Annotated in this window: 11 protein-coding genes and 1 pseudogene; 9 read left to right on the plus strand and 3 right to left on the minus strand. The window is 57.7% G+C overall.

The genetic code is table 11. The features are described from left to right. Positions 1 to 75: 75 nt before the first annotated feature. The 5 genes from PTE30175_RS18345 (at position 76) to PTE30175_RS18365 (ending at position 4,618) form a co-directional block, all read left to right on the plus strand. Entirely contained in the window at positions 76 to 1,227 is a 1,152-nt protein-coding gene (locus PTE30175_RS18345) for an ABC transporter substrate-binding protein (RefSeq protein WP_150698497.1), read from the plus strand. Between the two features lie 120 nt (positions 1,228 to 1,347). Then, positions 1,348 to 2,229, plus strand: coding sequence for a branched-chain amino acid ABC transporter permease (locus tag PTE30175_RS18350; RefSeq protein ID WP_150698498.1), 882 nt, complete (start codon positions 1,348 to 1,350; stop codon positions 2,227 to 2,229). Positions 2,230 to 2,239: 10 nt separating this feature from the next. Beyond that, positions 2,240 to 3,100: a branched-chain amino acid ABC transporter permease gene (locus PTE30175_RS18355; protein WP_150698499.1), complete on the plus strand. Its 861-nt coding sequence runs from the start codon at positions 2,240 to 2,242 to the stop codon at positions 3,098 to 3,100. 10 nt (positions 3,101 to 3,110) lie between these two features. Further along, positions 3,111 to 3,908, plus strand: coding sequence for an ABC transporter ATP-binding protein (locus PTE30175_RS18360; protein WP_150698500.1), 798 nt, complete (start codon positions 3,111 to 3,113; stop codon positions 3,906 to 3,908). Next, entirely contained in the window at positions 3,905 to 4,618 is a 714-nt protein-coding gene (locus PTE30175_RS18365; RefSeq protein ID WP_150698501.1) for an ABC transporter ATP-binding protein, read from the plus strand. The genes PTE30175_RS18360 and PTE30175_RS18365 overlap by 4 nt, the downstream gene beginning before the upstream one ends. A 181-nt stretch (positions 4,619 to 4,799) precedes the next feature. Here PTE30175_RS18365 and PTE30175_RS18370 read toward each other — a convergent pair whose 3' ends face one another. Together PTE30175_RS18370 and thyA are read right to left on the minus strand one after the other, a co-directional pair. Continuing rightward, entirely contained in the window at positions 4,800 to 5,303 is a 504-nt protein-coding gene (locus PTE30175_RS18370) for a dihydrofolate reductase (RefSeq protein WP_150698502.1), read from the minus strand. Continuing rightward, a pseudogene (gene thyA / locus PTE30175_RS18375) lies at positions 5,300 to 5,656 on the minus strand (thymidylate synthase); the annotation flags it as partial. The pseudogene thyA and the gene PTE30175_RS18370, both read right to left, overlap by 4 nt. Positions 5,657 to 6,005: 349 nt before the next feature. Here thyA and PTE30175_RS18380 point away from each other — a divergent pair. Then, on the plus strand, positions 6,006 to 8,849 hold the full coding sequence (locus PTE30175_RS18380) for a TrlF family AAA-like ATPase (RefSeq protein ID WP_150698503.1): 2,844 nt from the start codon (positions 6,006 to 6,008) through the stop codon (positions 8,847 to 8,849). Positions 8,850 to 9,187: 338 nt separating this feature from the next. Continuing rightward, complete coding sequence (locus PTE30175_RS18385) at positions 9,188 to 11,059, plus strand: hypothetical protein (RefSeq protein WP_150698504.1); 1,872 nt, start codon at positions 9,188 to 9,190, stop codon at positions 11,057 to 11,059. A 14-nt stretch (positions 11,060 to 11,073) separates the two neighbouring features. Here the strand turns inward: PTE30175_RS18385 and PTE30175_RS18390 are convergent, their stop codons facing one another. After that, complete coding sequence (locus tag PTE30175_RS18390) at positions 11,074 to 11,625, minus strand: helix-turn-helix domain-containing protein (RefSeq protein WP_150698505.1); 552 nt, start codon at positions 11,623 to 11,625, stop codon at positions 11,074 to 11,076. 279 nt (positions 11,626 to 11,904) lie between these two features. Here PTE30175_RS18390 and PTE30175_RS18395 point away from each other — a divergent pair, with 279 nt between their 5' ends. Next, positions 11,905 to 12,405: an HAD domain-containing protein gene (locus tag PTE30175_RS18395; RefSeq protein WP_150698506.1), complete on the plus strand. Its 501-nt coding sequence runs from the start codon at positions 11,905 to 11,907 to the stop codon at positions 12,403 to 12,405. Positions 12,406 to 12,752: 347 nt separating this feature from the next. After that, positions 12,753 to 13,259 carry an HAD domain-containing protein gene (locus PTE30175_RS18405; RefSeq protein WP_150698508.1) on the plus strand — a complete coding sequence of 169 codons (507 nt, stop codon included), beginning with the start codon at positions 12,753 to 12,755 and terminating at the stop codon, positions 13,257 to 13,259. Positions 13,260 to 14,306: the final 1,047 nt, after the last annotated feature.

Here is a 14,306-nt window from a genome sequence, read left to right on the forward strand (position 1 = left end):
GCAAGGGGCGCGCCAGGTCACATACGCGGCGCGCCTTTCCATAACTAGAGACTGGATTTCGGAGGAAGGGAACACATGAAGAGCACCATGAACAAGCTGCTGGTGGCGCTGGCTGCCACGGGTATGGTGGCGGCGGCCAGCGCGGCGGATCTGAAGATCGGCGTGGCCGAAGCCCTGTCGGGCGGCGCGGCGCAATATGGCGCGGCCATCAAGAACGGCTTCCAGCTGGCCGCGGACGAGATCAACGCTGCCGGCGGTGTCAACGGCAACAAGCTCGTACTGCAAATCGAAGACGAACAAGGCAAGAAGGAAGAAGCCATCAACGTCTTCAAGAAACTGATTTTCCAGGACAAGGTGCTGATGGTGTTCGGCCCGACCCTGTCGAACTCGGCGCAAGCGGCCGACCCGATCGCGCAAGCCGGCAAGACGGTCGCCTTCGGCACGTCGAACACGGCCGACGGCATCACGTCGATTGGCGACTTTGTGTTCCGTAACTCGGTGACGGAAGCCGACGTGCTGCCGGAAACCATCAAGATCGCAGCGAAGAAGACGGGCATCAAGAAAGTCGCCGTGCTGTACGGCAACGACGACGTCTTCACCAAGAGCGGCTACGACAACTTCAAGAAGGCACTGGACGACTTGAAGATCCCGGTCACGACGACCGAAACGTTCGCCAAGGGTGACGTGGACTTCAAGGCGCAATTGACCAAGATCAAGGCGACGAACCCGGACGCGATCGTCCTGTCGGCGCTGATCGCCGAAGGCGCGCCGATCATGGTGCAGGCCCGTCAACTGGGTATCAAGACGCCGTTCATCGGCGGCAACGGCATGAACTCGGTCAAGGTGTTCGATCTGGCCAAGGGTAGCTCGGACGGCCTGTGGGTCGGCAGCCCGTGGTCGATCGAGAACGCCACGCCGGCCAACACCAAGTTCATCGCCGCCTACAAGGCGAAGTACTCGGTGGCCCCGGACCAGTTCGCCGCGCAATCTTATGACGCGATGTACATTGCCGTGGCCGCGCTGAAGAGCGTGAAGCTTTCGGGCAACCTCGATGCCGACCGCAAGGCGTTGCGCGATGCGCTGCCGAAGGTAACGCACGACGGCGCCACCGGTGCGTTCGCCTTCCGTCAGGCCATGGGCAAGAATGGCAAGCCGGCAGGCTACGACGCCAGGCAAGCCCCGATTGTCAGCGTGACGAAGGACAACAAGTACGTCATCGAGAAGTAAACGACACCCTACCGGGTAAGTCCGCATGGGCGTAGGGCCACAAGTCCTACGCCCTTCGGCGTTTAAGACGGACAGGCATCTACTGCCTCGCCGTCGTCCCCCTCAGGCTGGAAAAACACCATGCTGGAACAACAACTCGTCAATGCGCTCTCCCTCGGGTGCGTATACGCCTTGTTCGCCCTCGGGTTCACACTCGTGTTCGGCATTCTCGGCGTTATCAATCTCTCCCACGGCGCGGTCTTCATGGTCGGCGCGTATGCTGCGCTTGCGGCCGTGGCGAAATTCAATCTGCCGTTGTGGGCCGCACTGATCGCGGCGGTCGTGATCTCCGGGTTCGCCGGTCTGCTGATCGACGTGCTGGTACTGGGGCCCCTGCGCAAGCGTAACGCGCCCCACCTGATTCCGATGATCGCGACGATCGGCGTCGCCATCCTGATCAACAACGGCATGCAGGGCTACGTCGGCGCGGAGAACATGCGCTTTCCGTTCGGAACCGTCAGCAGTTCGTTGGTGACGATCGCCGGCGTGCACATGACCTCGCTTGAACTGGGCATCATCTTCCTGTCGTTCGCGCTGATGGCCGTGCTCATGACGACCATCAAGAAGACGCAGCTGGGCCGCGCGCTGCGGGCCATTGCCGAATCGCCGAAGGCTGCGTACCTGCTCGGTATCAATGTCGAAGGCCTGTTCCTGATGACGTCGTTCGCGGCAGCGGCGCTGGGCGGCATGGCCGGCGTGCTGATCGGCCTGTACTCGAACGCCGTGTTCCCGCTGATGGGGCAGCCGATGCTGCACAAGGGCATCGCCGTCATCATTCTCGGCGGCATGGGCGATATTCGCGGCGCCATGCTCGGCGGCCTGTTCCTCGGTTTTGCGGAAGTGCTGTCGGTGGCGTACATCGGCTCGAACATGCGCGACGCGGTGGCCTTCGGCCTGCTGTTCCTGATCCTGCTGGTACGTCCGCAGGGCTTGTTCGGCAAAGTGCTCGAGCGCAAGGCATAAGGGGACCGCAATGGACTGGTTTGCAAATTTCTGGGCGGTCTACAGCAATCTGGTGCTGACGCTGGGCACCAACGCCCTGCTGGCGCTCTCGATCTACCTGACGCTGTCGTGCGGCATGTTGGCCATGGCCAATGCCGCATTTATGGGCATCGGCGCCTACACGGCGGCGATCCTGACGATGAGCTATGAAACGCCGTTTGCGGTTTCGCTCGCCGGCGGCATGGCCGCCCCGGCGCTGATCGCGTTCATCATCGGCAAGCCGACGCTGCGGCTGTCGGGGGTGTACCTCGCCATGGCCACCCTGGGCTTCGGCGAAGTCGTGCGCGTGCTGATCCTCAACACCGAGGACCTGACCGGCGGCGCGCTGGGCCTGAACGGCATTCCGCAACTGACGCAGTGGTGGCATGTGGCGGCGGCGGTCGTCATCACGCTGCTGGCGCTGTGGCGCCTGCGCCGCTCGAAGGTGGGGCGTGCGTTTGAAGCGATCAAGGAAGACGAAACGGCCGCGGGCCTGATGGGCATCAACGTCACCGGGTTCAAGATGCTGGCGTTCGTGCTCGGGGCCGTGCTGGCGGGGCTTGCCGGCGCGCTCAATGCGCACCTGACGTTCTTCATCGGGCCGAATGAATTTGGCTTCGATCGCGGCGTGGAAATCCTGACGATGGCGATTCTGGGCGGTATCAACGGTCTTGCGGGCCCGGTGCTGGGCAGCACGATCCTGACGCTCCTGCCGGAACTGCTGCGCGCGTTCCAAGCCTACCGCCTTGTGGTCAACGGCTTGATTCTCGTGCTGATCGTGCTGTTCCTGCCGAAGGGCATCTGGGACCCGGCGCGCATGCGCCGCTGGTTCAAACCGGCAAAACAGGCGTAAGGAGATCGGCATGCTGAAACTTTCCAATATCTCCAAAAGCTTCGGCGGCCTGCATGTATTGCAGGACGTGAACATCGAAGTGCCGCAGGGCTGCATCTTCGGCCTGATCGGGCCGAATGGCGCGGGCAAGACGACCGTGTTCAACCTGATCACCGGACTGCTGGCGCCGTCGGGAGGTCAGCTGACGTTCGCCGGCGATTCGCTGGTCGGCCAGAAGCCGCATCGGATCACGCAACGCGGGATTGCGCGCACGTTCCAGAACATCCGCATCTTCAAGGAGATGACGTTGCTGGAAAACGTGGTCGTCGGGATGCATCGCCATATGCATTACGGACCCGCCGGACTGCTGCTGTCGCTGCCGAACTTCCGTTCGATCGAGAAGCGCTCGCGCGAGCGCGCGCTGGAGCTGCTGTCGTGGGTGAAGCTCGAGCACAAGGCGAGCGACGTTGCGGACAATCTGTCGTACGGCGACCAGCGCAAGCTGGAACTGGCGCGGGCGCTTGCGACCGAACCGAAGCTGCTGCTGCTCGACGAACCCGTGGCGGGCATGAACACCGGCGAGAAGGTCGATCTGATGAGCGAGATCGAGAACATCAAGGCGCGCGGCTACACGATCTTCATGATCGAGCACGACATGCGCTTCGTGATGGGCTTGTGCGAGCGCATCGCGGTATTGAACTTCGGCCGCATCATTGCCGAGGGCAAGCCCGACGAGATCAAGAACAACCCGCAAGTGATCGAGGCCTATCTGGGGCGCGATGACGACGACGAGGAACATCAGGCCGCTGGCGCGGAGGTGAAAGCATGAGCGCGCTGCTCGAAGTCACGGGCCTGGAAGTGGCCTATGGGCATATCGAAGCCGTCAAGGGCATCGATTTCAAACTGAAGGAAGGCGAGATCACGTCGCTGGTCGGCGCCAATGGCGCGGGCAAGTCGACGACGCTGCTGGCCTTGTCGGGACTGATCAAGAAGGCGAAGGGATCGATCAAGTTCGAAGGCGAGGAAGTGGGCGGGCTTGCACCGCACCAGGTCGTGCAGCGCGGGCTCGTGCAGGTCGCGGAAGGGCGTGCGACGCTGACCACGATGTCCGTGCGCGAAAATCTGGAACTGGGTGCCTACACGCGCAAGGATCGCGGCAATATCAAAGCCGATCTCGACCGCGTGCTGCAGCGTTTCCCGCGGCTGGCGGAACGTCTGGACCAGTTCGCCGGCAATCTGTCGGGCGGTGAACAGCAAATGCTGGCCATCGGCCGCGCGCTGATGGCGCGACCGCGCCTGCTGTTGCTCGACGAACCGTCGATGGGGCTCGCGCCGATCATCGTGCAGGATATTTTCCGCACGCTGAAGGAAATCAACGCGGAAGGGCTGACGATTTTTCTGGTTGAGCAGAACGTGCGCCAGGCGCTGAAGATCGCGCAGCACGGCTACGTGCTGGAAAACGGCAAGATCGTGCTCGACGATACGGGCCGGAATCTGCTGGGTAACCCTCGGGTGCTGGAGGCGTATCTGGGCGGGTAAGTCTACGACTTTCCCTGCACGGCAGATGGTTGGCGCCAGATTCGCCAATCCCATGAAATCGTTGCTGAAATGGGACTGGCGAACTGGGCCGCAATCGGGCGTTCGTCACAGGTAGCGTGGTGCCCCATGTGGGCAGTTCTTTTTTGTTTCGTGCAGTGGATGCCGACGGCGCTAACCGATATTACTCGCCGGGCGAACCGATACGTTCGTACGTCACGTACGCGAAGTCGAAGTCGTTCGGCGCAGGCGAATGATGCGTTTCCCGGGCAGTTTCCTGCCAGACCGCCGGATCCGGCGTGGCGAAGTAGGCATCGCCCTCGAACGCCTTCGCGATTTCCGTGACGATCAGCTTGTCCGCGCAGGGCAGCGCCTCGGCGTAGAGCTGCGCGCCGCCGATGAGGCAAATCTCGTCGGCGCCGACGCACAGGCGTTGCGCATCCGTGAGCGAACCCGCCACTTCACAGCCTTCGATTTTCAGCCAGGGATTGCGCGACACCACGATATTGCGGCGCCCCGGCAACGGGCGTCCGATCGAATCGTAGGTCTTGCGGCCCATGACGACCGGCTTGCCCATCGTTACCCGCTTGAAATGCGCGAGATCTTCCGGCAAACGCCACGGCAATTGATTGTCGCGACCGATCACGCCGTTGACGGCGCGGGCCACCACCAGGGTCAGGATCGTCATACGGCCACCGGCGCCTTGATATGCGGGTGCGATTCATAGCCGACGATCGCGAAGTCTTCAAAGCGGTAGTCGAAGATCGAGTCGGGCTTGCGCGCGATCTCGAGTTTCGGCAAGGGCAGCGGCGCACGCGCCAGTTGCGTTTCGACCTGTTCGATGTGATTGCTGTAAATGTGGCAATCGCCGCCGGTCCAGATGAAATCGCCAACGTCGAGGTCCGTCTGCTGCGCCATCATGTGCGTGAGCAGCGCATAGCTCGCGATGTTGAACGGCACGCCCAGGAAAATGTCCGCGCTGCGCTGATACAACTGGCACGACAGCTTGCCGTCGGCCACATAGAACTGGAAGAACGCGTGGTTTTCTGACATCGGCCGCTTTGTGCCCAAAACGTTACGGGCTGCCGAGGTGGCTCTGGAATAAATCATTGTAAGTTGCCAAAGGCTGTTAACTGGCGGACGCGACGGAATGCATTTGCGTGACAGCCAATACTCTGGGGCGCGTGCCGCACTGGCCAGTATCAGTTGCTGGTGCCCAATTGGTATTCTACGCCATCACACATTGATAACATCTGTCGTTGGAGCAGAAGCGCACCTAACATCCGCGAACAGCTATGCTGACGCTGATGAAGTCTCGGGAACAGGCAACGTACTAGCAGCATGTGCGTCGTCATGAGAACAAATACCACGGTTCGGGGGATATGGGGACATGAGTGAAACAAAATGGTGGAAGTGTGACTTGCAAGTTGCGACGCCAGCCTGGAATTTTCGCTTTCCAGCGAATTCGGCGTACGACATCGATAGCCCCGAGGGTCGGCAGGTCTTTCTCGATGACTACATGGCTGCCGTACGTGATGCTGGGATTGAGATTATCGCACTGGCAGACCACAACACTGGTGAGTGGATTGACGCCGCAAAGGCTGCAGGAGCACGCCATGGTGTCATCGTGTTCCCGGGCTGTGAAATTACCACGCACACCGGGGCCGATGGCGTTCACCTGATAATCTTGGGCGATTTGGACAAGACCAGCCAGGACTTTGACCGTCTAATATACGGGGCCCTTGGATTTGGCGATGAGCATCCCCCGTTTCATCGTACTAACGGTCTACGTTCGCAACCTGGTTCGTCCTCAAAGACACTCATTCAGATACTGGACGATTTGCCCGAAGGCTACTTGGCCGTCGCTCCCCATGCTCTCAATGACAATGGGATTGCGTCAAGGGACTCAGTCCAAGGGGACCTCCGATATAAAGCACTGCACCATGAGCGCTTAGTCGCTGTTGACCCTGGCAATTGTGCAGACGTCATCGGGGATGCGTTCAACAGCAGATTTCGGCGGAGAGAGCTTGATAATTTTCCTCGTCTTCGTGATTTGGCTTTTCTGTCAATGTCTGACGCGTACTCGATGGACGAAGTCGGCAGTCGGTTTGCGTGGATACGAATGGGAAACGTGAGCATAGAGGGGCTTAGGCAAGCGTTTCTTGACCACGAGTCCCGAGTTCTCTGCGATTGGTCGCCTGTCCTCGCAGGTTTTCCGGAACGGAACCCCAACATCGTCAGGCATGCCTGGATAACTTCGGTTCGGCTCGCGGGGCAGCTGACAAATTCTGCAGAGCCCCTATCGCTATCCTTTCATCCAAGCTTGAACGTCATCATCGGCGGTCGCGGGAGTGGCAAGTCTTCAGTGGTCGCGGCGCTGCGAGCTCTATATTCCAGCTCGGAGGGGCTACCCCCTAGATTGATGGCAGAGGCAGATGGATTTGTCGACACAGTATTTGCACACGCGGAGCTAACCGCTTCTCACAGGGTGCAAGAGTCACAGGAGCTGCAGGAGTCGCGGTGGACTCGTGCATCGGGCAGTGTCACAGAGGTTGAAGGTCTCCCAGTTCCAACACGTTACCCCGTTACGGTCATCAGCCAAAAGGAGCTTTTTGAGCGCGCCGCCGGAGATAAGAACGACCGATACCTTTCATCTCGAAGCCTACTTGCACTCATCGATGCAAGTGTCGGCTTGAGCGGGTCTGACACTCGCAGCGTTGACAGCTACGGGCGTCGTTCAGAGGATGCGCGGAGTGGCTGGCTGATAGCCGTGCGTAACTATGTCCTTCTAGTGGGGGACCTCGGCCAACTTCCGGGCTTGAAGCAGCAGGAGACGACCCTACAAAAGCAAGTGGATGCATTTTCGTCGGAAGAGGTGAAACAACGACTGTCGCGAATTGATGTTCGAACACATGAAGCTGAAGGCTGGAATGCGAATGAAAAGTCGGTGGAGCAAGCGTTAACCTCTGTAAGAAAACTGTCCGAAGATTTAAGGTCCCTAAAAAAATCCGACCTTTCAGCCCAGGAGCCTTACGCCGTTGAGTACGCCCATCACCTTCGCGAGGCTCAGGGTATTGTCGCTTTGCTGATTGAGCAATTGGACGATATTGGCACCAAGGCTGGCGCCATCTTCGAAAAGGTACGCGGCACAGTTCAGGCCGGGGCTTGGTATCAGGACGTTTTGGCTGCCCGTGCTGATTTCGAGGCTTACAAACTTGGGCTGGAGCAGCAAGGACTATCAACCTCAGAGTTCAATCGAATTCAAGGCGAACTGAGCAAGGTCCGAGAAGCGATTCGTACGCTCGAGGAGAAGGAGCCCTCTATCGAACCCGCTCGGCAGCGAGTTGCCGAGGCGTGGGAGGCCATTCTCGCCTTGGTCGCTGACCGTAGAGCGGAACGGCAAGATTTGCTCAATGAGGTTCAGGCGCGAAGCGAGCGACTTCGCTTTAGAGTGATAGCTCTGGCTGATACGGCGCCCTGGGTGGAGGTAGTTAGAGAGATGTCCGGCTTCCGTGCCGATGCGTTTCTTGATGACGTGCCGGCGCTTGCTGCGTGGCTGTGGGAAGGGGCTGCGGAAGGTCTGAGCGAAAGGTGGGAGATTTGGCGAGATGCACTTGCAACAGGCGAAATGACATTGCTGCAGCGTGAAGCCAAGCTACGGCCTCAGTTTGTCGAAAGACTAAAAAAACTTGATGAGACCGTCAAACTTCGGGTGGCCAGTCAAGTGCCCGACGATGTTGTGATGATGGAGTTTCTCAAGGAAGGAGGGGTTGCGGAGCGGGACGCAGATTGGCAATCGATTACTCAGGGTTCTCCGGGGCAGCGGACGGCAGCGATGCTCGCGTTTGTCCTCCATCATGGACGAGAGCCTTTGATTTTGGACCAGCCTGAAGACGACTTGGACTCAGAGTGGATATCGCGGTTGGTCGTGAAGGAACTTCGGCAGAGTCGTTGGAGCCGCCAGCTCATTGTTGTTTCGCATAACGCAAATATCCCCGTCTTGGGTGACGCCGACCAAGTTGTTGCGCTTGAGAATCGCTCGGGCGTGCTATCAGTGAGGTCCAGCAAGGAACTGCGCGCCGCCGGTGAGGAGTTTGATGTGCTGCACGTCGGGCCGGTTGAGAACCGATACGTGCGACATGATATCCAGGCGATTATGGAAGGTGGGGTCGCAGCATTCGTACGCCGCGAGCAAAAGTACCACAATGAGACTCAGAAATATCGCACGCGGTGATGCTGCAAAAGGCGAGTGGGGAGGTGTGATTCTGTTTGCAAACGCACTTCCCTTGGCCTTTTCTGCTCCCCACTTTAGCTCGGCATGTGTCTCGTATGTTCCGAAAATAACTCAGTCTGCGCGTGATGCTGACGCGTACGAAATACATAATCTCAAACACATCCTCTATGCGATTCCTGTCTGCCCTTCGGGTCCTCAATGCAAAGCAAGGAACTGTTCCGGACCCCTTGAAGCCTGGTTTTGACGAACGTGTTTTTCGGGAGCGATATTTGGCGTTGGCGGACGGTTCCCCTGAGGACCATTCGGCAGGTGTGTTGGGTGTGCTTGTTGGAAGCCGCATGTCCAGAATTTTTGCGACGCTGAACGAGCTTCGTGTTCAGACGCGACGTTGTTCTTTGGAAGAGGTGGCAAGGACTGTTGCAGCGTTTCTCGAGTCACAGCAGTTGAGACTTTTCTCCGAACACTGGGATTCCTTTGCGTCACGCGACATCATAACAATGGAATCGCTTCGAACCAGTAGAACCGCCACGGATGCCTCGGGGAATAGGTTCACTCCGCCGGAGGTAATGGAGGCGAGCTTTGATGGCGTGAGACACATACTGCGCGAAGCATTTGACGGAGGTGGATTCGGCGAAGGAGGCGACGGAAATGTTGACCTTGAGAGTGCCATCGGATTCACGATTCGCCTGGGAAGTTTGATTGAGACGCTTCGCTATCAATGGCATTCGGTTGTCTGGACGGGAGCATATGCGCAGGTGCATCCTATGCCGCCGAATGACTACCTATTGGATATGAGGCACGCGCCTTTGGCTCGCTTGGCCCTCGTAGACATTCAGCGACGCAATGGACTCATGGCGCGAGACGTGGCGGAATGCAGCAAGCTCTTGAGTGTCAGAGAAGTTAGTGCTCGTAGGGTTCTAAAGCTGGAGCGTCAGCAAGAGGGATTCGCGCTTAGTGTCGCGGAGATTCGCGACTTGGACGACGTTGTCCAAAAGGTGGCGGTGGAACTGTCGGCTGTGTATATGGGGCTTATAGAGTCTCACGCCGTATTCTTTCTAGATGAACCTCATCCCTTGGTTGACGGTGCTACCTTTCGCGAGGTCATCGACGCTTGGTTTCTCTTAGCACTTCTTTGTCATCAAATCGAGTTGATGTATGCCGACGGTGCGAGCCGGACCGAGGGGCTCGAACCAATTCGACTGTCTAGGGCAGAATTGGTGAGCCGATTTGTTCAAGTGCTAAACGTTGATTCAAGCATTTCCGAAGCCATCGTCAGCGCGTTCAACTATGGGGGAAAACACCAAACTCTTTGGAGCCGACCCCTTCTGAGCGTTGGGGATGAGCTCTTTCTGCTTCGATGGCCGTTTCAGGCTACGCATCTTATGCGCTTGGTCTCCGAGTGGGCCAAGCTAGATAAGAGGAAGGCTGCGGTGTTTTCGGAAAAAGGACATCGATACGAAGAAGTCGTGTCAACGGTCCTGAAAAGCATTAGCTTGTTTCCGACTCAGGCCATTGAATTCAAGCCTATGAAGCACCGTCTTCAAGTTGAAGGGAAGACGGATGATGGGCGAGATGTGGGAGATGTTGACTGTGCCTTTGTCGTGGAAGATACACTTTTCATTCTGGAGTGCAGAGCGGTGCCGCATCCTGCGGAGCCATTCGAGTTTTGGTTAGTCAAGAAGGAACTTGAAGGAAAGGTTGAGCAGGTCTTGCGAAAGAAGAGATTTCTCGAGTCAAACCCCGAGGTTGTCCAAAAGTGGCTGTCAGAGTGCGGGAGGATGTCTAGTGCGACGATTTCTCGGGTTGTAGCTCTCGTGGTCTCCAACTCCTATCTATTAGAGGGGGAGCAGCGATGCGAGCCGTATTTTGTTCATCTGGATACGGTGTTTAACCTTCTTTTGACTGGTGGCGCTACTTTCGGAGTGGGTGTTGACGAGGGCGGGCAAGAGAAGAGCATCCTTGTTGACCGACGAATGCAATTTGCCACCGTGTCAGACGCAATCGTAGCGTCGCTAAAGGCGCCAGCGAAAGCTGAGGCTTTTAAGATGATGGTATCGAACCGTCAGGCCACTGTGCCGAAATTTGATGAGGCTGACGCCAGTGGAGTGATTTTGGGGCCCGTCCTTGAGGTACCCGAAGACCCTGGACAACTGTACGAATTGATGCAGAAGTGTTCGTTTGCGCCGCACATGGAATCAATTGCTGACTAGTTGCCCCGTGAGTTTTACTCATCCGGTTGAGCCGCTTTCACGTCCAACTTCCTAATGCGCTTGCTTCTCGTTCGGCGCGAATTTTTGAGGTTGACGCTCGCCGCGTCGACCTGCTTGAAAAGCTCAGATAGAGGTACGCCCAACGCGTCGGCCAGCTTTTGGAGGTTAGGAATACTCGAACGAGTGTTTTCGCGTTCCACTTGCGAGACGAAGTGCCTGCCGAGGCGAGCATTTATCGAGAGGGACTCCTGAGAAAGATTTTGCGCGTCCCTAAGGCGGATGACATTAATTGCCAAACGCTCGCGCAACGTCGATTTGTCTTCAGCCTTGCGAGGCAAGAGGGCGCCGGATGTCACAAGAGACAACGGGTCAACGTCGAGTGCGGCAGCATATCGGTCCAAAGTATCAAGTGAAAAGCTGACACCCGCGCCTTCGGTGCGGCTGACCCACGTGCGTTGATACTGAGCGCGCTGCGCGAGCTCCCACTGCGAGATGCCACGCAGTGTCCGAATTTCCTCTATTCGGCGGGCAATCTGTAAAACGGTCGCGTCGGTGTCTTTTTCCATGGCCGACGCAGGTTCCTACACGACCACCAATTTCATCAACCACGAATTAGTTACCCTTATATTTGATACCCCTGTTTACATCACCCCTATATTTATCTAAACTTGTCGATACTCGGACCAGGTGTCGGCAACTTAGCTTCCGGGCTTGTTTGGTGACAGTGCGTATGGCGTTTCTTCTTCCAAAAAGGAAGCTATCGGCGGTACAAGGCGTCTTTACTATTCCTGGCCTGCCTTGACCACATCCGCCATGCTTCCTGCACATACAGAAAAGGTGACGGCGTGGATTCGGTGTTGTTTCTATTTTTCAGCAGCCGTTTCGAACAGAACTGCGCTGGCGCGAGTAACGAGGGCTCTTCGGCATCGTCTTCCGAGCGAGCATTACAGGCAGCCTTCCAAATGCTGCATGAGGTTCTCGCTCCGTATCCCCATATTCGTATTGCGCTTGCGGATGAGAGGCCACAGACACGGACCTTCTTGCGAGGGCAGTCGGAATGGGAGCGAGACCTTGCCGCGCGGTACGTAGGGGACACCGTGGACCTGTATCCCGATGCGCTGGAACGAGCTGAAGCTACGAGACTCGACCGCATTCTGCGGTTTGTGGACCACCACAAGGTGGAACACTGGCTCGCGCTCGACGACACTTGGAAGTGGCCGGAGCGTTATCAGCGTTTTCAGGTCGGGGTGCCTCATGGGTGGCCGATTGTTGAGCCCGAGGTCGTCGAAAAGTTGGTGAACCGTCTTCGCTCCATGCCAGCAACCCCAAATCGATTTAACGACTAGGACAATATCGAGTGCCCATATGGAAGCCTAGCCCTATTCAGGCGGAGCACGTAGTTGAGTTGCACCATTGGCGTATTCTTGAAACGGTACTCGGGGAGTTGCATTTTTCAGGGGAACGTGCCGATGGAGACGGGCGTGCGAGTTCGGCCATCGTGCAGCTTGATTTGGAGGCGCGGGTTGGGACTACCCGTTCCGGTCGTCGTTATTTGCTTTGCGGCCGCCCGGGGGTGTCGCCTCAGGCCGACTATGTGTGGGACGCCTGGTGCCGCATTAACAACGTCGAGTCATACCGGGACGTAACGCATGAACTACTCGATGCTCCCTGAGCCTTGAACTCCAAGCCCGTCATGTCAACACGAGACCGATTGTTATTTCTTGACTACGACAACACCCTGCACCGGTCTGATGCGTACCTTACTGAGCAGGGCGTCGTAGCCAGCTCCCGTGGGGTGGAGCTATTTGAATTTGCACCGCTTCTTGAACAAATGCTTCGACCGTACCCCGACGTCAGCATTGTGCTGTCAACCGACTGGGTAGGGGCGATAGGATTTGAGCCAGCACGGGACGCATTGCCCTCGGTATCACTCCGTGAGCGGGTTATCGCCGCAACATACGATGCGGCTGGAACGAGCGTGGACCGGTTTTCGTCGATGACGCGCGGCGGACAGGTACTCCGGTTTGTTGCCAGATACCGGGTGAAGTCTTGGTTGGCAATTGACGACCGGCTGGATGGATTCGCTCATTGCGTTGAGCGACTTGTTCATTGCCAGCCGGGCGTCGGGCTTGGTGACCGCGATGTACAGGACATGTTAGCGCGCAAACTACGGTGGATGTTCTTCGTTAAGGGCGGATAGGCCTGAGGTCAAAGAGTGTCTTGTGACGAGGCCAAAGTAGGCTGCGGCTCGCGGCACACGAAGCCTTTTCGGCCATTACCTGTTCTGCGTGTTCTGCGAGATTACCCACGTAGCGACTTCGGAAGGAGATGCAGTGGCTACAGAGATATTCGCATGTGGTTACACCGCGTGGCTCACTCGGTGCCGCTGCGGCTTCGAGGTGACGGGCTTCATTGATGGCGACGAATTCATTATCGTTGCGGATACACCACGCGACGCAGAGAGGGGGTTCTCTCGCGCCGCACGACGAGCATGGCTGCGTCGAAAGCTCAGGTTCGCATTTGGACGGCCTGCCCGTGAGGGGCCACTGTTGAGTTCAGCGGACACGTATCGAGATGTACCCGTGCCCCTGCTTATTCGCATTGCTATTGGGGCGGTCGCTGCATACGCATATCGATGGGTGCGGAAGACTGTTTGCAGAATTCGGTAAAGACGTTCGCTGCGGTTGATGCACGCCCCCATCGTTGATTGCTAAACGGTGACGCCGGCGGCCACGAAGCCCTTTTGCATTTCATGACTGGAGGCGCTCCCATGAAGGGTTCCGCGAATGGCCGGTTCGCGCTGGCTGACGTTCTGTTATGCGACGCGCAGATTGAGGAATTGTCAGTCACTGCGCGGTTAATCTAGAGTTTTTGACGTTACAAACCGGATGCGGCACGCTCTCTATCCACAGGCACTAACGTCCCTCGAATGGCTGCCGGGCCAAACGCGCTCGCAGTGTCGACTCGAGGTATGGTCGAAGTGATGCGATGTCGGAATGTCCCATTTCCTCTGCCAGTTGATTGAGAATCGTTGCTTCTCTAATCGCGTTAATGTTGCCGCAGCGTGCAAGTTCCTTATCCAACAACTCATCGAGGCGCTCCGTGGCGAAGCGTGCCCTCACGCGATGGAGGGAAAGCCGTCGTTTCCGAGGCGCGTCAACGAACATGGAGTGTAGTGGTCTAATGAACCCGGACACTGATTTAGGCGAGAATACTCGCCATGAAGAGGTGTCTGATGACCAAGCAA

The organism is Pandoraea terrae (genome assembly GCF_902459695.1).
GTDB classification, from domain to species: Bacteria; Pseudomonadota; Gammaproteobacteria; order Burkholderiales; family Burkholderiaceae; genus Pandoraea; species Pandoraea terrae.

Bases quoted from the DNA above. Each gene is read 5' to 3' on its own strand.
- PTE30175_RS18345 (WP_150698497.1), top strand. From the start codon at position 76: ATGAAGAGCACCATGAACAAGCTGCTGGTGGCGCTGGCTGCCACGGGT.
- PTE30175_RS18350 (WP_150698498.1), top strand. From the start codon at position 1,348: ATGCTGGAACAACAACTCGTCAATGCGCTCTCCCTCGGGTGCGTATAC.
- PTE30175_RS18355 (WP_150698499.1), top strand. From the start codon at position 2,240: ATGGACTGGTTTGCAAATTTCTGGGCGGTCTACAGCAATCTGGTGCTG.
- PTE30175_RS18360 (WP_150698500.1), top strand. From the start codon at position 3,111: ATGCTGAAACTTTCCAATATCTCCAAAAGCTTCGGCGGCCTGCATGTA.
- PTE30175_RS18365 (WP_150698501.1), top strand. From the start codon at position 3,905: ATGAGCGCGCTGCTCGAAGTCACGGGCCTGGAAGTGGCCTATGGGCAT.
- PTE30175_RS18370 (WP_150698502.1), bottom strand. From the start codon at position 5,303: ATGACGATCCTGACCCTGGTGGTGGCCCGCGCCGTCAACGGCGTGATC.
- PTE30175_RS18380 (WP_150698503.1), top strand. From the start codon at position 6,006: ATGAGTGAAACAAAATGGTGGAAGTGTGACTTGCAAGTTGCGACGCCA.
- PTE30175_RS18385 (WP_150698504.1), top strand. From the start codon at position 9,188: ATGTCCAGAATTTTTGCGACGCTGAACGAGCTTCGTGTTCAGACGCGA.
- PTE30175_RS18390 (WP_150698505.1), bottom strand. From the start codon at position 11,625: ATGGAAAAAGACACCGACGCGACCGTTTTACAGATTGCCCGCCGAATA.
- PTE30175_RS18405 (WP_150698508.1), top strand. From the start codon at position 12,753: ATGTCAACACGAGACCGATTGTTATTTCTTGACTACGACAACACCCTG.